Annotated in this window: 19 protein-coding genes and 1 tRNA gene; 14 read left to right on the forward strand and 6 right to left on the reverse strand. The window is 53.2% G+C overall.

What is annotated here, in order from left to right:
• The first annotated feature begins 7 nt into the window (after positions 1-7).
• The 3 genes from proA (at position 8) to SSARUM2_RS04080 (ending at position 3172) form a co-directional block, all read left to right on the forward strand.
• Positions 8-1261 carry a glutamate-5-semialdehyde dehydrogenase gene (gene proA, locus SSARUM2_RS04070; protein ID WP_015376739.1) on the forward strand — a complete coding sequence of 418 codons (1254 nt, stop codon included), beginning with the start codon at positions 8-10 and terminating at the stop codon, positions 1259-1261.
• A gap of 181 nt (positions 1262-1442) precedes the next feature.
• A tRNA-Thr gene (locus tag SSARUM2_RS04075) sits at positions 1443-1518 on the forward strand.
• A 463-nt stretch (positions 1519-1981) separates the two neighbouring features.
• Positions 1982-3172, forward strand: coding sequence for a multidrug effflux MFS transporter (locus tag SSARUM2_RS04080; RefSeq protein WP_120151015.1), 1191 nt, complete (start codon positions 1982-1984; stop codon positions 3170-3172).
• Between the two features lie 174 nt (positions 3173-3346).
• On the opposite strand, the gene SSARUM2_RS04085 is transcribed toward SSARUM2_RS04080, so the two are convergent.
• On the reverse strand, positions 3347-4396 hold the full coding sequence (locus tag SSARUM2_RS04085; protein WP_060452687.1) for an alpha/beta hydrolase: 1050 nt from the start codon (positions 4394-4396) through the stop codon (positions 3347-3349).
• Between the two features lie 232 nt (positions 4397-4628).
• Between SSARUM2_RS04085 and SSARUM2_RS04090 the strand changes: the two genes are divergently transcribed.
• From SSARUM2_RS04090 to SSARUM2_RS04120, 7 genes are all read left to right on the forward strand, one after another.
• Positions 4629-5309, forward strand: a complete 681-nt coding sequence (locus SSARUM2_RS04090) for a heavy metal response regulator transcription factor (RefSeq protein WP_120150927.1) — start codon at positions 4629-4631, stop codon at positions 5307-5309.
• A 14-nt stretch (positions 5310-5323) separates the two neighbouring features.
• On the forward strand, positions 5324-6781 hold the full coding sequence (locus tag SSARUM2_RS04095) for a heavy metal sensor histidine kinase (RefSeq protein ID WP_060452761.1): 1458 nt from the start codon (positions 5324-5326) through the stop codon (positions 6779-6781).
• A 64-nt stretch (positions 6782-6845) separates the two neighbouring features.
• Positions 6846-7325, forward strand: coding sequence for a cupin domain-containing protein (locus SSARUM2_RS04100; protein WP_060452689.1), 480 nt, complete (start codon positions 6846-6848; stop codon positions 7323-7325).
• Positions 7303-8064: a carboxymuconolactone decarboxylase family protein gene (locus SSARUM2_RS04105; protein ID WP_041033507.1), complete on the forward strand. Its 762-nt coding sequence runs from the start codon at positions 7303-7305 to the stop codon at positions 8062-8064. The genes SSARUM2_RS04100 and SSARUM2_RS04105 overlap by 23 nt, the downstream gene beginning before the upstream one ends.
• A 9-nt stretch (positions 8065-8073) precedes the next feature.
• The gene (locus SSARUM2_RS04110) at positions 8074-8658 is read left to right on the forward strand and encodes a flavodoxin (RefSeq protein ID WP_041033509.1); all 585 of its coding nucleotides are present in this window, start codon (positions 8074-8076) and stop codon (positions 8656-8658) included.
• A gap of 107 nt (positions 8659-8765) precedes the next feature.
• Positions 8766-9830, forward strand: a complete 1065-nt coding sequence (locus SSARUM2_RS04115) for an alpha/beta fold hydrolase (RefSeq protein WP_041033511.1) — start codon at positions 8766-8768, stop codon at positions 9828-9830.
• Positions 9831-10040: 210 nt separating this feature from the next.
• The gene (locus SSARUM2_RS04120; protein ID WP_041033513.1) at positions 10041-10892 is read left to right on the forward strand and encodes an aldo/keto reductase; all 852 of its coding nucleotides are present in this window, start codon (positions 10041-10043) and stop codon (positions 10890-10892) included.
• A gap of 171 nt (positions 10893-11063) precedes the next feature.
• On the opposite strand, the gene SSARUM2_RS04125 is transcribed toward SSARUM2_RS04120, so the two are convergent.
• The gene (locus SSARUM2_RS04125; protein ID WP_041033515.1) at positions 11064-11957 is read right to left on the reverse strand and encodes a LysR family transcriptional regulator; all 894 of its coding nucleotides are present in this window, start codon (positions 11955-11957) and stop codon (positions 11064-11066) included.
• 148 nt (positions 11958-12105) lie between these two features.
• On the opposite strand from SSARUM2_RS04125, the gene SSARUM2_RS04130 reads away from it, so the two are divergent.
• Entirely contained in the window at positions 12106-12897 is a 792-nt protein-coding gene (locus SSARUM2_RS04130) for an SDR family oxidoreductase (protein ID WP_060452690.1), read from the forward strand.
• 392 nt (positions 12898-13289) lie between these two features.
• Here SSARUM2_RS04130 and SSARUM2_RS04135 read toward each other — a convergent pair whose 3' ends face one another.
• Positions 13290-14417 carry an MFS transporter gene (locus tag SSARUM2_RS04135; protein WP_033653329.1) on the reverse strand — a complete coding sequence of 376 codons (1128 nt, stop codon included), beginning with the start codon at positions 14415-14417 and terminating at the stop codon, positions 13290-13292.
• Between the two features lie 140 nt (positions 14418-14557).
• Positions 14558-15694, reverse strand: a complete 1137-nt coding sequence (locus SSARUM2_RS04140) for an alpha/beta hydrolase (RefSeq protein WP_033647518.1) — start codon at positions 15692-15694, stop codon at positions 14558-14560.
• 187 nt (positions 15695-15881) lie between these two features.
• On the opposite strand from SSARUM2_RS04140, the gene SSARUM2_RS04145 reads away from it, so the two are divergent.
• On the forward strand, positions 15882-16766 hold the full coding sequence (locus tag SSARUM2_RS04145; protein WP_033647407.1) for a LysR family transcriptional regulator: 885 nt from the start codon (positions 15882-15884) through the stop codon (positions 16764-16766).
• Positions 16767-17381: 615 nt separating this feature from the next.
• Positions 17382-17600, forward strand: coding sequence for a TM2 domain-containing protein (locus SSARUM2_RS04150; RefSeq protein WP_015376761.1), 219 nt, complete (start codon positions 17382-17384; stop codon positions 17598-17600).
• A 50-nt stretch (positions 17601-17650) separates the two neighbouring features.
• Here SSARUM2_RS04150 and SSARUM2_RS04155 read toward each other — a convergent pair whose 3' ends face one another.
• Complete coding sequence (locus SSARUM2_RS04155; protein WP_039567038.1) at positions 17651-18181, reverse strand: hypothetical protein; 531 nt, start codon at positions 18179-18181, stop codon at positions 17651-17653.
• A gap of 486 nt (positions 18182-18667) precedes the next feature.
• On the opposite strand from SSARUM2_RS04155, the gene SSARUM2_RS04160 reads away from it, so the two are divergent.
• Positions 18668-19783, forward strand: coding sequence for a hypothetical protein (locus SSARUM2_RS04160; protein WP_223479938.1), 1116 nt, complete (start codon positions 18668-18670; stop codon positions 19781-19783).
• 3 nt (positions 19784-19786) lie between these two features.
• On the opposite strand, the gene SSARUM2_RS04165 is transcribed toward SSARUM2_RS04160, so the two are convergent.
• Positions 19787-20491, reverse strand: coding sequence for a hypothetical protein (locus SSARUM2_RS04165; protein WP_049235143.1), 705 nt, complete (start codon positions 20489-20491; stop codon positions 19787-19789).
• Between the last annotated feature and the right edge of the window lie 12 nt (positions 20492-20503).

The following is a 20503-nucleotide window of genomic DNA, read 5'->3' on the forward strand; positions in this document are numbered from 1 at the left end:
AGTGAGCATGCTGGAGCAGATGGGGAAGGCCGCCAAGCAGGCCTCCTGGCAGCTGGCGGTGCTGAGCACGGCGAAGAAGAATCAGGTGCTGTCGGTGATGGCCGACAGGCTGGAGGCCAACAGCGAAGCGATCCTGCTGGCGAACGAACAAGATATGGCGCAGGCGCGCGCCACCGGCATGAGCGAAGCGCTGCTCGATCGCCTGCTGCTGACCCCGGCGCGGCTGGCGGCGATCGCCAACGACGTGCGCCAGGTGTGTCGCCTGAACGATCCGGTCGGTCACGTGCTGGACGGCAACCTGCTGGACAGCGGGCTGAAGCTGGAGCGCCGTCGGGTGCCGCTCGGCGTGATCGGCGTGATTTACGAGGCGCGCCCCAACGTCACCATCGACGTCGCCAGCCTGTGCCTGAAAACCGGCAACGCGGTGATCCTGCGCGGCGGTAAAGAGACGCATAACACCAACCAGGCGACGGTGAAAGTGATCCAGCAGGCGCTGGAACAGTGCGGCCTGCCGGCGGCGGCGGTACAGGCGATCGACAGCCCGGATCGCGCGCTGGTGAACGAGCTGCTGCGCCTGGATCGCTATGTCGACATGCTGATCCCGCGCGGCGGCGCCGGCCTGCACAAGCTGTGCCGCGAGCAATCGACCATCCCGGTGATCACCGGCGGCATCGGTGTGTGCCACACCTACGTGGATGCCGATGTCGACTTCGACAAGGCGCTGACGGTGATTGAAAACGCCAAGATCCAGCGCCCGAGCGCCTGTAACTCGCTGGAAACGCTGCTGGTGAACCGCAGCATCGCCGCCGAGTTCCTGCCGGCGCTGAGCGCCAAAATGGCGGCGGCGGGCGTGACGCTCCACGCGGCGGAAAACGCGCTGCCGCTGCTGCAGGGCGGCCCGGCGACGGTGGTGCCGGTGAACGCGGAGGATTACGACGACGAATGGCTGTCGCTGGATCTGAACGTGTTGCTGGTGGACGATATCGATCAGGCCATCGACCACATCCGCACCCACGGCACCAACCACTCCGACGCGATCCTCACCCGTTCGCTGAGCAGCGCCGAGCACTTCGTGCGCGCGGTGGACTCTTCGGCGGTGTACGTCAACGCCAGCACCCGCTTCACCGACGGCGGCCAGTTCGGCCTGGGCGCGGAAGTGGCGGTGAGCACCCAGAAACTGCACGCCCGCGGCCCGATGGGCCTGGACGCGCTGACCACCTACAAGTGGATTGGCTACGGCGACGATCTGGTGCGCAGCTAAGGCCGGATTGAAGCAGTAAATACGTCAGGGCGCAGCGTGCTGCGCCCTGAGTGTTTTTGGGGGGCACGGCAGTATCACTGCTTGCAAAACAACCAAACACCCCGGCGGCTATTGACTCATTTCGCGCGCAGGTCTACCTTGTTCAACGCACTTCCGGCTTGCCCCGCAGGCCCGGTTCGATGCCGATATAGCTCAGTTGGTAGAGCAGCGCATTCGTAATGCGAAGGTCGTAGGTTCGACTCCTATTATCGGCACCATCCTCTCTTCCTACCACATCCTTGATTATCCCTAAACGCTTCGAATTACAATGAATCGATTGGTTTGTTGTCCGGTAAAATCCGGCGCGCGCGTACTTCTGTTCGGTCTTGAATTTCTATACACATGTGACTTAATAATTTACAAGTCTGTAATGGCAAACTAATCCCTCACCTTACACATATCAGTGATGGATTGGGGCTGTCTCTCTACAACCCCAATGTGACCTGCGCAGCGTTCGGAAGAGGTGTTGAAAGGGGGCTGCCTAAAATGAAAAAGCAACGGCCAGGATAAATACGCTCATTAATGAGCGTATTTTCCGCAATAGGCTGCAACTTTTGCCTCAGGCCGTGAGGGGGCGCTATTCATGAGCAGCGCTCATAAACTCTATCCTTAAGCAGCTCATTATTATTCACATCCGGGGCTGTAATATATTCCACATGAATACCATACATGTGGAACCCCATGAGCAACGCATTGCAATACTCAAAGAAAACGTCAGGGATGATTTTTGTTATCACACTCAGTGCATTAATGGCTGTAACGTCCTTGTCAACAGATATCTATTTACCGGCTATGCCCCTTATGGCTAAAGACTTGCGGGGTAATGCAGAGTTGACAATTACCGGTTTCTTGATTGGTTTTTGCCTGGCTCAACTGATTTGGGGGCCAGTTAGCGATCGCTTCGGACGACGTCTGCCACTGTTCATAGGAATGGGGTTATTCGTTATAGGCTCCATGGGCTGCGCGTTATCAACCGATATCGGGCAAATTATTTTCTGGCGTGTTTTTCAGGCATTAGGTGCCTGTACCGGTCCGATGCTGGCTCGTGCAATGATACGTGACTTGTTTAGCCGCACTCGCGCTGCGCAAATGTTATCGACCCTGATGATTATTATGGCTATCGCGCCGATTGCTGGTCCCCTAATTGGCGGACAAATGATTAAAGTCACCTCATGGCACACCATTTTCTGGTTACTGGCGATTATCGGAGCATTGATGCTGATGTCTTTATTCTGGTTGCCGGAGACATTACCTGCTGAGAAACGTTCGCAAACCTCCGTAACCAAAGCCTTTAAAAACTACTTTACCTTGCTAACCAACACCAGATACATGCGGTTTACTCTGTGCCTGACCTTCTATTACGTCGCGGCCTATGCCTTTATCACGGGCTCCCCGTTTGTGTACATCACGTACTTTGGTGTTGATCCGCAACATTACGGTTGGCTATTTGCCATCAACATTGTCGGATTAATGGCGGTGAGTATGGTCAACAGACGCCTGGTTCACCGCTATCCCCTGGAAATGCTACTCAAGAATGCCGTATTCATCGCTACTATTGCGGCATTAGTGCTGGCAGTCACAACCGGTCTGGGCGTAGGTGGATTATTCTTGATTGTCGGGGCTGTGTTCGTGTTCTTCTCCATGAATGGCATCATCGCGGCAACATCCACCGCTTGCGCACTTGACGCAGTGCCTAATGTTGCAGGTTCCGCGTCGGCATTAATGGGAGCATTGCAATATGGCAGTGGCATCATCTCTTCACTGCTGCTGGCTCTGTTCAGCGATGATACACCATGGACAATGGGCTGGATCATTGCGGTCTTTACGGCTGCCAGCGCCTTGATGGCACTGACTATTCAGGTAAAAAAATAACCATTACGCACTCCCTATGTTGGGTTTATGAATTTCATTCATAGAGGCTATTCAGTGAACGCAATTATCTTTCTTCCCGACTTCGTTAGTCTTAGATGCATACCTGAATAAGCATTGCTCAAGTTCTTGAAACGGCCAGCCTGTCAGGCTGGCCGGGGTATCGTCAGAAACGGATTAAATATTTTTATCGAAGAAGACGTCTAACTTTTGCATTGCCTGATCAACGTATTTAGGCACCCAATACGTCTCGATATGAGTAGCGCCATCGATCAGGAAGAGTTCTTTGTCCTTCGTACCGGTGGCTTTCGCGAACGCATCTTCAGTCATATAGAGCGTATCCGCTTTTGTACCGGCAATCATCAGCAGCGGTTTATTGATGAGATTGATATGGTCCGTTACGTCAAAGCTCATTAAATCCAACAGGCTGCTGGTGGTGTATTTAAACGTGGAGTTCGGGTGGGCGTGAGTTTTCCAGTAGTACTCGTAGCCCTGGCGATATAAGGCAAAAGGTAATTTAGCAATCTGTTCATCAGTCAGGTTGGCATCGCCGGAGTAAAGCACTTCGCCTCCGGCTGCTTCCTTAGCACGTGCATCAGAAGCCTGCTGAAGACGCTGCTGGATAGTGTCTCGCTGCGAATCCTGCATACCGTTGCGGCGCACAAGGCCTGAATTAAACATGCTGATGGTTGCTATCGATTTGAACCGTTTGTCTGTTTCGGCAGCAACGAGTGAATAACCGCCACCACCGCAAATGCCAAGCAGACCAAGGCGGGCGGTATCCACACCAGGATACTGGCTGATGTAGTCAGCCATGCCGTGGATATCCTCAATGCGATTAGCAGGTTTATCCACGCTGCGAGGTACACCACCGCTAGCGCCCTGATAAGCCGCATCGGCGGTAATCGTGACGTAGCCCTGTTCGGCGAGACGCTGGGCATACAACCCGGCGACCTGTTCTTTTACGCCCCCATTAGGATGTGCAACCACCACCGCAGGATATTTTTTGGCGGGATCGTAGTTAGCAGGGGTATAGACATTCGCAGCAATCTGGATGCCATGCAGATCGTATTTCACTGGATGAATGTTGACCTTGCCTTTGACGTTCTCAGTGATGGCTCCGTCATAGGCCAGTGTGAATGGGTTTTTTTTGTAATCAGCCGCATTGACTGTGGTAACTCCAGCCATTGCCGTTAGCAGTATTGCACTTATAAGAGTGAGTTTCATGGTCATCTCCCGATGAGTATCAGCCTGCTTAAGCAAGCTCGCGGAATCAAATTTGCAGGCTCAGATTAGAAGGGGAGGGCTGTCAGCATCGTGACAGGGAAATAACATTTTTGTCAGTAAGTCGTCAGCTTACTGTTGGTGATCAAGAGGCAAAATGCTCTCGATTACCGGATGCCGTGCAGGTTTATTCAGATGTTGAAGCACCGATGAAAAGTTAAGAGGAAGTCCCGTTATGCGCCTGTTGTTAGTCGAAGATGAAGAAAAAACGTCAACCTATCTCAACCGTGCGTTGAGTGAGTCCGGATTTACGGTTGATGTCTCTGCAGATGGTGCCGAAGGTCTTCATTACGCGCTGGAGTTCGACTACGACGCGATAATACTGGATGTGATGCTGCCGGGGATGGATGGCTATCGGGTTCTTGAGGGGGTGCGAGCAGCCAAACAGACGCCGGTGCTGATGCTTTCTGCGCGGGGATCGGTCGACGAGCGCGTCAAAGGACTTCGTCTTGGCGCGGATGATTATCTCCCTAAACCCTTTTCTCTCATTGAACTGGTGGCGCGCATCCAGGCGCTGGTGCGTCGCCGCGCGACGGACGGTGCAGACATCACCCAGTTGCAAATTCACGATCTGCATCTCGACTTACTGGCTCGCCGGGTTTTTCGTGCAGGAACGAGACTGGAGCTGACCGCAAAAGAGTTTTCCCTGCTGAGCCTTTTGACCCGACATCAGGGGGAGATTCTGTCAAAGATGATGATTGCGGAGCAGATATGGGACATGAATTTTGATAGCGATGCCAACGTGGTTGAAGTTGCCATTAAACGTCTTCGAGCCAAAGTTGATACTCCTTTCGATATCAAACTGTTACATACCGTTCGTGGCATGGGATATGTCCTCGAAGTCCGGTCTGAATAATGAAGGGGGCAAGCATGCTTAAGCGTTCCATCTCCGTTCACCTGGCGCTGATGTTTGCCTTATCCGCGCTGCTGATTGTGTCCGTTATCGGTATCCTGCTCAGAAGCTCCTTGCATGACTCTTTGCAAAAGCAGATGCACAACGAGCTGTTGTTCCGGGAATCATTAATGAGTCCGTGGATCACCGCACGAGTCTCGGCTGACGGTTGGTCACTGCTTGCCAATAAATTCACTGTATTAACCAATTCTGAAGGTGAGCGTGTTCGCTACTGGATAGTGAGTGATAACCCGCGCTTTAGCATGGGGGGAACACCACCGGTGGGGGTTCAGTGGTCGTCTTTGCAGGAAGGCTTTAATAAAGTGCCCGGCGCATCGGACGGTGCATGCTCGCTGTTCCTGTTAGTGAACACCATCCCCGCGAACGGTGAAAGGCCTGAACTGCGTTTTGTGGTTGCCATCGACTCCACGCCGTACATGGGCACACTCGATGCGTTCACGCGTACATTGCTGATCATTACCGCACTGGGCGTAGTGATTGTCGCCTTACTGGGATACCTTGTCTCAAGGATCGGTCTTCGTCCCGTTGGTGCTCTCAGTAAACAGGCTCGGCATCTCGCACCCGGGGACCATGGCCAGCGCCTGAATACCCGCGCTTTACCCAAAGAATTGCAGCAACTGGCATCATCATTTAATGGCGTGTTAGCGCGTCAGGAAATCGCCTGGCGACAGCTCGACAGCTTTAACGCCGATGTTGCGCATGAACTCCGTACACCGTTGACCAACCTTATCGGCCAGACGCAACTGGGCCTCTCGCGCCGACGTTCGCAAGATGAACTGGAAGAGTTATTAGGTTCCAATTTGGAAGAGCTTGAACGCATGACGTCGATAGTTAACGACATGCTGTTCTTGTCCCATGCCCACGCGGGTGAACATGCTTCTCAGCTTATGCAGGTCTCCCTGCGAGAAGAAACCCTGAAAACAGCGGAGTATGTTGAACCCTCTTTTGCTGAAAAACAGCTTTCTCTGGATGTGGAGGGCGATGTCACCGCGCACATCGACCGGCGACTGTTCCACCGTTCACTGGCTAATTTACTGGAAAATAGCGCAAGACACTCACCCTTCAATAGCACGGTTACGGTGCGGGTAAGCGAAAAAAACCATCAAGCCTGTGTTGAGGTTTCTAACCCTGGCGATCCGATAACACCAGAACACTTACATCGGCTTTTCGAGCGGTTCTATCGCGTTGACACCTCCCGAGCCAGGAGTGATACCCATCATGGGCTGGGCCTGTCGATCGTGCGTGCCGTCGCCATTATGCACCGAGGGGATGTCTTTGCCCGTAGTGAAGGTGGCATCAATACATTTGGCCTCACCTTTGCGATGCAAGCGGGTAAAGCGGCGGGCAATGCTTACCCCGACACTGAGCCGGGGCCTGGGTTAACTGACAGAATTGTCAGGGGGGCGTCAGCCTGACGTCATTACGCCCTCGATAAAATCATCGCAGGCAATTCCCTCTACATCGATAAGGACGCTTTGCATGATCGGACATTTACGTTACCTCGGGGTGTTACTGCCCCTCTTCACATTTTCATCCTGGGCAGCGGAACAAAATCCCGCTGTTCATATCGCCCCCGCAGGAAGTCAGAACGCGGTGTATGGGCCAGCCGAGAACTTTACCGGTCGCGTCCGGGTTGATCCTCTCTTCAAACCGGATAACGACATCAATGTTTCCGGGGCTTATGTCACCTTTGAACCCGGCGCTCGTTCCGCCTGGCATACGCATCCGGCAGGTCAGCGGCTGATTGTGACCTCGGGTGTTGGGCTAACGCAACAAGCAGGCCAGCCGGTACAGGTTATCCGCGCTGGCGACGTTGTTTCTTGCCCGGCGGGCGTCAAACACTGGCACGGGGCGGCACCCGGCAGCGCGATGACGCATCTGGCGATAACCGGGATTGTGGATGGCAAAAGCGTTAACTGGATGGAGAAAGTGACAGATGAACAATACCACGGCCATTAAGGCATTAGCGGCAGCGGTACTGCTGACCTTTGGTTTTGGTCTCACGGCACATGCTGCGCCCGCCAATAAAGGAGCCTCGGAAATGAACCACGAACAAACGGTTTCAGTTACGTTGTCAGCCCGCCAACAGGCCATCCCGTTGATTGCGGCATCGATGGCCAGCAGCCAGATGGATAAGCTGAATACCGCACTGAACCAAGGACTTGACGCCGGGCTCACGATAAACGAAACCAAAGAGATTCTCGTCCAGCTTTATGCCTACACGGGATTCCCCCGTAGCCTGAATGCGCTTAGTGAATTGATGAAGGTCGTCGAAGCACGTAAACAACGTGGCATCCAAGACCTTGAGGGGAAAGACCCCGCTGCCCCGATTCCTGTCGGGGATGAACTTCGCCGTGTCGGTACCGCAAACCAGACGAAAATCTCAGGCGCTCCCGTCCAGGGCCCACTGTTTGATTTTGCACCGGTGATTAACCAGTTCCTGCAAACGCATCTGTTCGGGGACATTTTCGCCCGCGATAACCTCGACTGGCAAAGCCGCGAGCTGGCAACGGTTGGCGCATTGGCGGCCACACCAGGCGTTGAAGCCCAGCTGTTATCGCATACGCGAGCAAGCATACGGGTTGGCCTGACGGCAGCGCAGCTGCGCCAGTTGGCACAGGTTCTGCGTGAACATGGCGAAAATGATGCGGCTACGCGAGCTGAAAAGGCGCTGCAGCAGGCGCTCGCTAACAATTAGGAGTTAGTAATGGAGCATGATCCCAACCGCAGAATGTTGATCACCGCACTTGCCGGGCTCACGCTGGCGAACGTCTCCCTGGCGACAGCTGCCACCGGAAACGCAAACGTGCAGGGTAAAAGTCGAATTCTGGTGGCGTACTTTTCTCGCAGCGGAAATACACGGGTGATTGCGGGCGTCATTCACCGTAGCCTGAACACCGACCTATTTGAAATTGAACCGGCAACACCTTATCCGGAAGACTATTTTCAGACCGTTGAACAGGCGAAAAATGAGCGTGAGCGAGGAGTCAAACCCGCATTGAAAAATAGCGTCGCAGATATCTCACGCTACGAGACCGTGTATTTAGGCTTTCCGATCTGGGGGACCAGCGTGCCGCCTGTCGTGCAAGCATTTCTCAGCAGCCACAACCTTGCGGGCAAACTACTCATCCCCTTCATTACTCATGGTGGCTATGGTAAAGGAGACAGCGACGACATCCTTGCCAGTCTCGTCCCAACAGCCCGCCGGGAAAAACCGCTGGTCATTGAATGTGACCAGGAGCGAAGAACGACTGAAACGGTCACCCGTTGGTTAGATACCATACGCAATTAATCGTGTGCATTCATGAGTCTGCCAAATAAGGGCAATCAGGGGGGCTAAATAATTATCGCTGACAACTCAGATATGATTGAACGGCAAACATAACAGAGGATGTAATCTTGAAGACAATCTTAAAAACGCTGGCCATCTGCGTGATGGCGGGTGGCCTGGTGGCGCAGTCGGTATACGCTGAGCCGCTGGTCATTCAGGAACAGGGAAGCTTTTCTGCTGGTGGCACTATCATCACCGCACCAGGAACATTTGACGCAAAAAAGCCGCTGGATTCTGCTGGCCAAACCTACCATGGCGATCATGCTTCTGTGTTCTACCAAATCCCGGAAAATCCGCATAAATACCCTATCCTGATGCTGCACGGCGCAGGTCAGTTCTCCCGTACCTGGGAGAGCACTCCGGATGGTCGTGAAGGTTTCCAGAACATATTCCTGCGGCGTGGATTCTCAACTTATCTTGTCGATCAGCCACGTCGGGGCAGCGCCGGGCGCACGACTGTAGAAGGTACCGTTACGCCTAAACCGGATGAACAGATGTGGTTCAACCAGTTCCGCGTTGGCGTGTGGCCGGAGTATTTTAAAGGCGTTCAGTTCTCTCACGACAAAGAAGCGTTGAACCAGTATTTCCGTCAGATGACCCCGAATACCGGGCCGTTTGATATCAATGTCATCTCTGATGCGATGTCCGCCGTCGTAGATAAATCCGGCCCGGCTATCCTCTTCACCCACTCTCAGGGTGGTGGACCAGGCTGGTACACGGCGATGAAAAACGACAAGGTCAAAGCCATTGTCGCCTTCGAGCCAGGCAGCAGCTTTGTCTTTCCGGAGAAGGAACTCCCAGCCCCTATGCCAAGCGCGTTCGACACACTGAAGGGTGAGCCTGTGCCAATGGAGCAATTTATGGCACTGACCAAAATCCCGATTCTGATTATTTACGGCGATAACATACCGGATAAACCGGTAGCCATGCCCGCGCAGGACAGCTGGCGCGTACGTCTGGCGATGGCTCGTGAATGGCGTGACGCGGTGAACAAACATGGCGGGGATGTCACTGTGACGCATCTACCTGAAGTAGGGATAAAAGGTAATACCCACTTCCCATTCTCCGATTTAAATAATGTGCAGATTGCTGATTTGGTGAGTCAGTTTCTGAAAGAGAAAAAACTGCAGTAGAGCTAGATAGTATTGAGCCCTCAATCATGAGGGCTCAATACAAACATCAGCTTTATAAAAAATAAAGTAGCCTAATCCTGGCATAAAGTCGGCAGTCAGCCTCCTCTAAATTAATGAGTACGTCTAATAAACCCTAGCTAATTATCCCACCTAATCGAATAAATCACTTTGAGTTATGCTTTTCCAACACAACAGATGAAGGATAACGTCATGCAAACTGTAAAACTGAACAACGGTATTGAAATGCCCCTGCTGGGCTTTGGTGTGTTTCAGATGTCTGATGCCGCTGAATGCGAAAGAGCCGTTATTGATGCCATCGATACGGGATACCGTCTGATCGATACCGCCGCGTCTTACCAGAATGAAACCCAGGTCGGGAATGCGCTGAAACAGATCGGTATCGCCCGTAACGAACTCTTTGTTACAACCAAACTGTGGCTGCAGGATACTAACTACGAAGGCGCTAAAGCACAGTTCGAACGCTCTCTGAATCGACTTCAACTCGATTACGTTGACCTGTACCTGATTCACCAGCCTTACGGTGATGTCCATGGGGCGTGGCGGGCCATGGAAGAATTGCAACAGGCAGGCAAAATTCGCGCCATTGGTGTCAGCAACTTCCATCCTGACAGACTGGCCGATCTTATCGCCTTCAACAACGTTGCCCCTGCGGTAAACCAAATTGAAGTTAACCCCTTTAACCAGCAACTGCATGCCGTTCCATGGATGCAAAGCCGTGGCATTCAGCCGGAGGCCTGGGCACCGTTTGCAGAAGGTAAAAATGGCCTGTTCCAGCATCCCGTGTTAACAGCGATTGGTCAGAAGTACGGCAAAAGTGTTGGCCAGGTGGTGCTGCGGTGGATCTTCCAGCGAGGCATCATTTCGCTGGCGAAATCAGTGCGGAAAGAACGTATGGAAGAGAACATCAACATTCTCGATTTTGAACTCAGTTCTGAAGATATGCTGCAGATCGCCGCACTCGATACCGCAACCAGCGCCTTCTTTTCTCACCGCGACCCCGCGATGGTGGAATGGCTGACTGGCCGCAAACTTGATGTTTAAGTCGCAATAAGGAGGTATTCGTTCAATGCAAAAACGTTATCTGGGTAAATCCGGACTTGAAGTCTCCGCGCTTGAAACGATTAAAATTGTCGGCGAACGTTACTCTCCTGAGCCCCAGGCTCGCGTAGGCCGTTAATTGCCCGGACGGGTCTGCAGTGAATGGCGGACTCGTTATTCCGAGTAGCGAAGTGCATCGATCATCAGTGCAAACGCGGGCGGATGCTGCTTACGGCTCGGGTAGTAAAGATAGTATCCGGGGAAAGATGGACACCAGTCCTGCAGAACCTGAATAAGCTCTCCTGACTTTATATAATCCTGCACCCTGTCCTCAGGTATGCAGGCAATGCCAAAACCGGATAACGCCGCATCAATCCTTTCCGCCTGCAGATTAAACGTGACCTGGCCTTCCACTCTGACTCGTAACGGTTTCCCATCCTTCTCAAACTCCCAATGGTAAAGTCCACCGGCTGTTGGCAGGCGCATATTGATGCACCGATGATTTTGTAGCTCGTGCGGCGTTTCAGGTGCAGGATTTGCAGCGAAATAAGATGGTGCTCCCACTACGGCCATTCTCATGTCCGGCCCAATTCTCACCGCAATCATATCTTTATCCACGCTTTCACCCAGACGGATCCCGGCATCGAAACGCCTCTCAACAATATCGACAAAGCCGTTATCAACCACCAGTTCGAGATTAATTTCCGGATATTCCCTGAGGAAGGGTTTTAACTTCGGCCATACCAGATTTCGCGCGGCATGCTCTCCGGCAGATAAACGGATATTGCCGGAGGCAGTGCCGTTCAGTTGAACAAGCGATTCCAGTTCCTGTTCAAGATCGGCAATACGAGGTTCAAGGCAGGCAATAATCCTCTCGCCGGCTTCTGTAGGGGCTACGCTTCTGGTCGTGCGGGTCAGAAGGCGGATATTCAGCCTTTCCTCCAGTGCCTTCATCGCGTGGCTGAGTGCAGACTGGGAAACGCCCAGCTTACCCGCTGCTTTGGTAAAACTTCGCTCCCTCGCTACCACAAGAAAGATTTGCAGTTCGTTGAAATTTTCTTTGAGCATTGGCGATTTCCTTATGGAAGCATTCCCTTCAAAGCGCATTTATGAAGGGTGTTCATAGACACAATCATTTTAGCCCCATTACTGGAAATAATGAAAATTGATATTCTGACTGTATCGAAAATAAGTCTGAATTATCAGAAGGTTTATCATGAAAGTACTCATTGCAGGCGCGACAGGAAGTGTTGGTCTTCATGTCGTGAATACCGCCATTGAAATGGGCCATCAGCCCGTAGCGCTGGTCAGAAACAAGAGAAAAGTAAAATTGCTTCCTCGTGGAGCTGATGTTTTTTACGGTGATGTTTCAATGCCTGAGACATTGGTAGATTTACCGAAAGATGTTGAGGCAGTCATTTTTACTCTCGGTTCCGATGGCCAGGGGCGCATTGGGGCTAGAGCGATAGATTATGGCGGCGTGCGTAATATCCTGAAAGTGTTGAAGGATGTACCTGTTCGCATTGCTTTAATGACAACAATTGGTGTCACCGAGCGGCTCAGTACATGGAATCAACGTACTGAGGTTCATGACTGGAAAAGACGTGCTGAACGTCTGGTCAGGGCTAGCGGTCACCCCTATACCATCGTCAGGCCCGGCTGGTTTGATTACAACAATGATGATGAACACAAACTCGTCATGCTTCAGGGAGACCGACGCCATGCTGGAACGCCTGAAGATGGTGTGATATCTCGTAAACAAATAGCCCGTGTATTGATAAGTGCTCTGAGTTGTGACGCGGCAATAAATAAAACGTTGGAATTGGTGGCGGTGAAGGGTCAAGAGCAAGTTAATATTGAAGCTTTATTTTATAAGCTAAAACGAGATATTTCTTCAAAGAACGACGGAGTTTATGACCTTGACAATATGCCATTGGACGATGAAGCAGCTTGTATAAAATCAGATTTTGCTGATATCAAAATGAATAATGGAAATGAAGCGGGCTGATTGCCGAAATATAGCGCCGTGTTAAGAATGATGCGTCGCCCTGTAGGGCAGGGCATGCCTTGCCCATTAGATGCTCACTTGTTACACGGCCTATAGTAGTAGTGCTCAGAATGCATATAGCAACATCAGGGATTCATATTGGTGTGTGGTTAGATTCCCTTGCAAAAATAAGTTTATTAAAAAAATTGGTTGAAGATGTTTTTTACTCCTGTCATCGGCACCCTCATCTCTTCCTGCCACATCCTTAATTATCCCTAAACGCTTTGAATTACAATGAATCGATTGGTTTGTTGTCCGGTAAAATCCGGCGCGCGCGTACTTCTGTTCGGTCTTGAATTTTCGGCTAGCTTTCACTGCCATGGCTGAGAGCTCGTTTGAACAAACTGATTACGCTAGTACGTATTGCTATTTTGACGGGACGTAAGAAACGCCATCGCTACCGCACCAAGAAGTAATAAGCCACTCAAGCCAAAAGTACTTCGCCATCCCAGGCTGTCAAACATCATGCCACCTGCCGTTGAACCAAGAGCAATCGAGAGCTGAATCACCGCAACCATCAGGCCGCCTCCGGCTTCCGCATCCTCGGGCAGCGTGCGTGTAATCCATGTCCACCATCCCGTTGGCGCGGCGGTTGCCAGCATGCCCCAGAGGCCTAACAGCAACGAGACAGCCCAAACGTTATGCCCGGCAAGAATCAGGGCGATGGCAATGACAGCCATCAGCCCAGGAATGGCCATCAGCGTTAGATAGAATTTCCTATTGAGGAATGCCGGGACAACCAGCGTGCCAATAAAACCGGCCACACCGATAACCAGTAAAATTAGCGACAAGCCAGAGAAATCAACCCGCGTCACCAACTCCAGAAACGGACGCACATAGGTAAATAACGCAAACTGCCCCATAAAGAACAGGCCACAAGCCAGCATGCCAATGGAGACAACAGGGCGACTGAACAGGCGCAATACGGATCCGCGTGACGCAGGGTTATTATTGCCGTTCATACCCGGCAGACTCACGCACTGCCAGATAAAGGCCGCGGCCGCGACGGGGACCAGGCACAAGAAAGCGCCTCGCCATCCGATGGTCGCTCCAAGATAGCTACCCAGCGGCGCTGCCACTACCGTCGCCAGCGCATTGCCGGCGTTGAAAATAGCCAGCGCACGCGTAACCTGATGCTGTGGCACCAGACGAATTGCCGTTGCCGCAGACATCGACCAGAATCCACCGATCGCAATACCTATCATCGCGCGGCCTGCCATATACATCAGATAGTTGGAAGCCAGTGCGATAACGAGCCCCGACACGGCCATCAGAATCGTCATCCCCAGCAGTAAGTACTTGCGATTCACATTTCCAGCCAACGTCGAAAGCGTCAGGCTGGTCAGGACGGCCAGCGCGCCGGAGATGGCAATTCCCTGTCCCGCCAGCCCCTCCGTCACGTCTAAATCACGGGCAATCGGCGTAAGCAGGCTGACGGGCATAAATTCCGATGCAATCAGCACAAAGACGCACAGGGTCATGGCAAAAATGCCGCTCCAGTAAGCGGGCTGATTATTCGGTGATGGTGTTTGGCTAAGTGCAGACATAGTCAGATTTCACGGAAGTCAGAATAAAAGCCACCCGCGTAGACAGGCGGCTTTTAAGGTTGTCAGTAGAGGGGCTATTTCAGATTGGCTTTGAAAAATTGTTCGAACTTAGCGAAAGGTATTTTACCGGCCGCATTGTCGTACAGGTCCACATGATTTGCACCGGGGACAATCACCAGCTCTTTTTCTTTACTGCCGACCGCCTTATAAGCATCTTCGGCAAAATAGCGTGAATGGGCTTTTTCACCGGTCACGATCAGCGTCGGGATAGTAATTTCGCTGGCGTAGCTCAGCAGCGGCATATTCATAAACGACAGCGGCATCGTTGCCGTCCACGCCCCGGTCGAGTTAACGGAGCGCTCGTGGAAACCGCGCGGCATGCGGTAGTAATCAAAGAACTCCTTCAGCACCGGATGTGGATCGGCCGGCAGGGTTTCTGGCAGAATGCGCTCACCCGCGCTGACCTTGCCATTGCTGTCGACGTTAATATCATGGCCACCTCGTGCGAACGTTCCGCTTTCCGCATCCTTCCAGCGTTGTTCATTCAGATACTGCAGAACGGCACGACGGTCGGCGGTCGAATAACGGTCTTTGCCATCACCTACGCCATGGCCCATCGCCCGGCTCATGTCGTACATCACGCTGGTGGCCACCGCTTTGACGCGGGTATCCATTGCGGCGTCGTTTAACGCCATGCCGCCCCAGCCGCAAATGCCGAGCAGCCCAATACGGTTGCGATCCACCTCTTTTTGCAGCCCCAAGAAATCTACCGCCGCGCTGAAATCTTCCGTGTTGATATCCGGCGAGGCGACGTTACGCGGATAGCCGCCGCTTTCCCCCGTATAAGAAGGGTCGAACGCCAGGGTAACAAATCCCTGTTCCGCCAGCGTTTGCGCATACAGGCCGCTGGATTGCTCCTTCACCGCGCCAAAAGGCCCGCTGACGGCAATCGCCGCCAGCTTGCGATCGCCACGATCTTTGGGGAGATAAAGGTCGCCCACTAAGGTGATCCCATATCGATTCTGAAACGAGACCTTACGATGATCGACTTTCTGGCTCTCGGCAAACGTCTTGTCCCATTTATCGATCATCGAAACAGGAGCATTCGGATTGACTGAATCAGCATAACTCATTGTCGTGACTCCACTTAATGATGCGAATAACAGCATGGCAGGCATTGCGGTTTTTAGCGTTCGGGTGAAAGCTTTCATAAAAATCCCCATGAAAAACAAGATAGAGAGACAGGTTTCCTACGGACAACGCTGCTGTGCTTTGTTTTGATGGGCTCATTATAGTGAGCAGAATTAATGCTGATTAGAGGGAGATAATTGCTAAGATTAATACCATATTGTTATAAATTAATGCTGAGACTGGCGTCATTCTTGGGGGAGTAAATCAATGGCAAAAAGGGAGAACTACAACGAGCTTTACCTGTTTATGCAGGTAGTACGGGAAGGTAGTTTTACCGCTGCGGCTCACAGGCTTGGCCTGGCTCAATCGGGGATAAGCCGTTCTGTTCGCGAGCTTGAAGAAAGGTTAGGTGTCCAGCTACTGGTGCGCACCACGCGTAAGCTATCGCTGACGCAAGCGGGTGAGCAGCTCTATCAGAAAACGGAGTCCGGATTTGATACCTTAGATCTTGGGCTTGCGACACTGGCGCATTATCGTGAGACCCCTTCCGGCACGGTCCGCATCAATGCCAGCCAGCACGCGATTGATAAATGCCTGCTGCCAAAGCTTGCGGTATTTAAACAGCGCTATCCTGATATCAGGCTCGAACTCATGAACGAGAGCCGGTTCGTCGATATTATCGAGGAAAGATTCGATGCAGGTGTCCGTCTTGGGCCTGAAGTAGGCCAGGGCATGGTCGCGGTGCGCATTACGCCCGATATGGAGATGGCGATTGTGGGAACTCCTGAACATTTTCGTCGTTACGGTTTTCCACAAAATCCTGCGGATTTAAAGACACATCCCTGTATCGCCTATCAGCTTGCCGACGGCAGCCTATACCAGTGGGAACTCCATCAGGATGATAAAAAAATCACTCATCGGCCGGAAGGGCAATGGGCCTTATCTGACAGCTATATGGAGGCAGAAGCCGCTCGGCTGGGCCTGGGGCTGGCCTATGTTCCTGTCGAGTTGGTTGCCGATGATTTAGAGCGTGGGGTGCTAATCAGGGTATTACAGCGTTACAGCCTGCGAATGGAAGGGTTATTTCTTTATTATCCCCATCGCAATGTATCCCCCGCCCTAAGAATGGTCATTGAGACATTGAAAATTTGAGAGTTGCGATGGCCGCTCCTGCACTGTACAGGATGGACGGCAAAGCCGCTTGTATAAAGCAGACTTAGTTGACATCAAAATGAATGATGGAAATGAGGTAAACCGATTGGCGAAATACAACGCCGTATGAAGGACGATGCGTCGGGCGATAGGGGCGATAAATATGTAATGGCTGAGCGGCCTGGCCCATTAGATGCTCACTTGTCACACCGGCTTTGACGCCATTGGTTCAAATAGGCGAACCCTGGTGTACGGTAGGGTGATGGCTGTTAATCGGGTAATTAATTGAATTAAATACTAAATTCCGATTGCCAACAGAGAGTGCAATTTTCCTGTCACTCTTTTTTGCAGCGGATTAAATATGGCGTTGTTAATAACTTATGCCTCAGGGATAGTACGGAGGGATAGCGCATAGTCAAATCAATGCGATCTCCCATTTGTCTACCGTTTCGCCGGTTAAACAACCGTTTAATTAATTACTGTTATAATTACCCCCGTTGAGCCTTGCAGGAGTGAATGTTTTTCTCCGTAAGCATTGCGATGCGGCGCTCTCTGGAGCGGCATCCTTTTTTTGGACATGCCGGTGGTTCGGTGAGAAGTAAGGAGAAGTGTACTATGAGCAGAAAAGACAAGCTCGCGGCGGCCCTGCTGGCCATCTTCCTGGGTGGGCTGGGCATTCACAAGTTTTACTTAGGGATGAAGTGGTGGGGGCTGTTCTACCTGCTGTTCTGCTGGACGGGGATCCCGGCGATTGTCGGCTTTATCGAAGGCATTATTTATCTGTTCCAATCGGAAGAGAAGTTCAACCAGAAATATAATCCTGGTCTGATTTAATGCTTTGCTGACGGCGCTTCCTGTTAAGGGAAGCGCCGTTTTTCATTCTGTTATTGTTTCTTCATCATCTTGCCGCGCATCTCTTCGCTCATCATTTTATTCGAGCTGGAGATCACGCAGTTATATTGCTTGCCTTGGTTAATGACCATAAAGGTGCTGACCGGATTTTTAAAATCCTTGTCGATAGTGAAATAAATATAGGCCTGCGGCAGCGCGGCCGGTTTAAAGGCGCCGAAGGCATACACATCCGCCAGGCCCAGCGCGGAGAGATCGACCGTCAGCTCCATCGGCTGTTTATCGTTTGGCGATGGGAACATCGATTTGGCCGACATCATCATGGTGCTGCTGTTGATGGTGTAATCGGTTTTGACCTTCATGCCCATATATTTCGATTCCGGCATGGAAAGTTCTTTTTTGCAGGCGGCGTCGTGCTGCGGCGCCGGGCTGCCGTTTTCCATCACGGCGTGCACGTGTTCCAGCGTCACTTCCGCGTTGCCGGTGGTAGGCTGCGCATCGGCCGCGTAAGCCGCGCCGCTGAAGGCGGCCACAGAGGTAAGGATAATGCCTGTAACGATTTTCATTGTCGCTCTCCGGAATGCTAATAATGATATTAATTGCGGTGTGTAGCCTATTGGCCTGATAAAACGCAAAGTTACTCGTTCCGTGGAGATAAAATATCCTCGGAATTTTTATAGTAAAGAGTGTTTCACCCACGCGGTGCGCGAGGTTGGTTTAATTATCTTGAGGGCCTTGCTCTTTTGTCTTTCAGTATGTTTACCTGCATATAAAGAGTATGTCTAAACATAGTCAATGTTTAGAATATGCACAAATTATTGCGATTTTTTCCCGCTTTAATTCTTCGCCTTTTAATACGGGTTTAAATATTGCATTGAGATACAGAGAGTTATCTTTTCTACGTTAAAATCACTCAGTGAAGCGTTATTTATGTGATCTTCATGGTCACAGAAATAACGCTGAAATTATTGCCTTTCTATTTAACGGCTAATTATTCATGACATAGGCTTCAACCCCGCTAACCGCCTGCGCTAGAATCAGGCGGTTTTCTCTTGAAAAAGGATATCGCCATGGCCGCCTGGGCCTTTTTAATCGTCGGTTGGCTGTTGATTTGGCGGGATTACCCGATTTTCGGCGCGTTGTGCATCGCGCTGTTCGCCGTGCTGCAATGGGCGAAATACGCCGCAAAAGGCGAGCAAGACCCCGAGGAGGCCGCAGAGTGGCGCAAGACCGACTGGCGTTCGCAGCCGATTGAAATGACGCACGCCGGCGACAGCGACCGGCAGATTGGCGGCGTGGGGGAGCTGGGCATGGGCGGCCCCAGTTTTTGGACGCTGCTGCTGCGCGACGGAGCGATTGTGCATGGCGCCTGTGCGGCGCCGCAGGACGTGGACGGCGGCAGGTTGCGCCTGATCCCGACCCGCAGCCGCGAGGGTGAGGGGCTGACGGTGTACGAACCTGCCGCCCGGGCGATGTACGCACTGCCTGCGCTGACCGATCGCGAGCTGGAAGCAGTGGCCGGCGGTTCCGCCGAGGCGCTGGCGCGGCTGCGGGCGAGCTGTCGGCAGGCGGCGGCCACGCCGCTGCGTCAGGTGCGCGGTCTGTGGGTGCCGCAGTGGGCAGAGGATCCGGCGGATCGTCTGGAGATCGCCTTGCCCAGTGGCCGCGCGCTGGCGGCGCGCTCGACGTTACCGGCGGATTTGCGCCATGCGGACGATCCTGCCGCGCTGCTGCACGCGCCGCCTTATGAGCTGTTGCTGGATAACCGGCCGACCGATCGCTTGGTGTGCGATCTCGAACGCGTGGCGGAATCGCCGACGGGTGACGGCTTGAGCGTCGGCGGCTGCCAGTTCCGCGGCGAGCATATCGTCGACGGTCTGTACCATCTGTACTTCGCCGGCGAGTGGTTCAGCCTGCTCTCCTACGCGCACAAACCGGCGGGCGGGCGCGGTTCGGACACCACCTTTTTTGTCGAGCGGGTCGAGCCGCAAGACGGCGGCGTATTCGTGATTGAATGGGATGCCTACAGCGTGGGGCCCGACGGGCGTGCGCCGCGCGTAGCGGCGCCGCCGGTCTTGGTTATCGCGGTAAGCTGGCAGGACGCGCCGCTGCGGCTGCCCACGGCCAATAACCGCGTGACCGTGCGCTTGCCCAACGCCACGGCGTAAGGCTTAAGGCAGCACCCTGACTTCGCCGTTGTGCAAGGTCAGCACGGCGATCGGGCTGCCGGGGAAGCACTCCCTAAAGATCCAGTCGCTGGGCCGAAACGCCGCCGCAGGCAGCCCGGCCTGCCACTCTTCCCACTGCGGGGCCGGCTTATCCGGCGGTAAAGAGAAAGAGACCAGCCAACCCGCTTCGCAGCGCACCCTTTGGCCGCTCGGGCGGGGGAAGGTGTGCGCGCTCGCCAGCTCCATTACCGGCGGTAAAACCTCGAAGGCAATGATCGGCACGCCGGCCACGCTCTGCGGCCGAGGAAAACGCACGGCGGTCACGCCGTCCATCGTGATGGGGCTGTCTTCGGTGCCGGGCAGGCGCGGTTCCTGCCGGTTTACCCAGCTGCCTTTCGTCAGCGTGATTTCACCGAACGGTTTGGCTTCGTCGAGCGTCAGGTAGCTGCGCCGATTCCAGCGTTCTTCCGCCCGCTGGCTCTTGAGATCCTGGATGGCGATGTCGAACAGCATCAGCACGAACGCCACCGGGTAGATCGCCAGCGCCGAGGCCAGCAGATAGCCGCCCCAGGAAAGCGGCGGGCGTGGGCGGCCGCAGCGGGCGGCAGCGTAGCGCCGGCCCCACCAGGCGAGCAGGATGCCGGCGAGCAGCAGCGCCAACAACAGCGCCACCAGCCCTGCAACGCCGGCGCCATAACCTAACAGCATGGCAAGTTCCTC

It is taken from the genome of Serratia sp. K-E0102 (assembly GCF_029962625.1).
In the GTDB taxonomy this organism is placed as follows: Bacteria; Pseudomonadota; Gammaproteobacteria; order Enterobacterales; family Enterobacteriaceae; genus Serratia; species Serratia sarumanii.

Excerpts from the sequence above, each read along its gene's own strand:
- proA (WP_015376739.1), top strand. The coding sequence starts at position 8 with ATGCTGGAGCAGATGGGGAAGGCCGCCAAGCAGGCCTCCTGGCAGCTG.
- SSARUM2_RS04080 (WP_120151015.1), top strand. The coding sequence starts at position 1,982 with ATGAGCAACGCATTGCAATACTCAAAGAAAACGTCAGGGATGATTTTT.
- SSARUM2_RS04085 (WP_060452687.1), bottom strand. The coding sequence starts at position 4,396 with ATGAAACTCACTCTTATAAGTGCAATACTGCTAACGGCAATGGCTGGA.
- SSARUM2_RS04090 (WP_120150927.1), top strand. The coding sequence starts at position 4,629 with ATGCGCCTGTTGTTAGTCGAAGATGAAGAAAAAACGTCAACCTATCTC.
- SSARUM2_RS04095 (WP_060452761.1), top strand. The coding sequence starts at position 5,324 with ATGCTTAAGCGTTCCATCTCCGTTCACCTGGCGCTGATGTTTGCCTTA.
- SSARUM2_RS04100 (WP_060452689.1), top strand. The coding sequence starts at position 6,846 with ATGATCGGACATTTACGTTACCTCGGGGTGTTACTGCCCCTCTTCACA.
- SSARUM2_RS04105 (WP_041033507.1), top strand. The coding sequence starts at position 7,303 with ATGAACAATACCACGGCCATTAAGGCATTAGCGGCAGCGGTACTGCTG.
- SSARUM2_RS04110 (WP_041033509.1), top strand. The coding sequence starts at position 8,074 with ATGGAGCATGATCCCAACCGCAGAATGTTGATCACCGCACTTGCCGGG.
- SSARUM2_RS04120 (WP_041033513.1), top strand. The coding sequence starts at position 10,041 with ATGCAAACTGTAAAACTGAACAACGGTATTGAAATGCCCCTGCTGGGC.
- SSARUM2_RS04125 (WP_041033515.1), bottom strand. The coding sequence starts at position 11,957 with ATGCTCAAAGAAAATTTCAACGAACTGCAAATCTTTCTTGTGGTAGCG.
- SSARUM2_RS04130 (WP_060452690.1), top strand. The coding sequence starts at position 12,106 with ATGAAAGTACTCATTGCAGGCGCGACAGGAAGTGTTGGTCTTCATGTC.
- SSARUM2_RS04135 (WP_033653329.1), bottom strand. The coding sequence starts at position 14,417 with ATGACCCTGTGCGTCTTTGTGCTGATTGCATCGGAATTTATGCCCGTC.
- SSARUM2_RS04140 (WP_033647518.1), bottom strand. The coding sequence starts at position 15,694 with ATGAAAGCTTTCACCCGAACGCTAAAAACCGCAATGCCTGCCATGCTG.
- SSARUM2_RS04145 (WP_033647407.1), top strand. The coding sequence starts at position 15,882 with ATGGCAAAAAGGGAGAACTACAACGAGCTTTACCTGTTTATGCAGGTA.
- SSARUM2_RS04150 (WP_015376761.1), top strand. The coding sequence starts at position 17,382 with ATGAGCAGAAAAGACAAGCTCGCGGCGGCCCTGCTGGCCATCTTCCTG.
- SSARUM2_RS04155 (WP_039567038.1), bottom strand. The coding sequence starts at position 18,181 with ATGAAAATCGTTACAGGCATTATCCTTACCTCTGTGGCCGCCTTCAGC.
- SSARUM2_RS04165 (WP_049235143.1), bottom strand. The coding sequence starts at position 20,491 with ATGCTGTTAGGTTATGGCGCCGGCGTTGCAGGGCTGGTGGCGCTGTTG.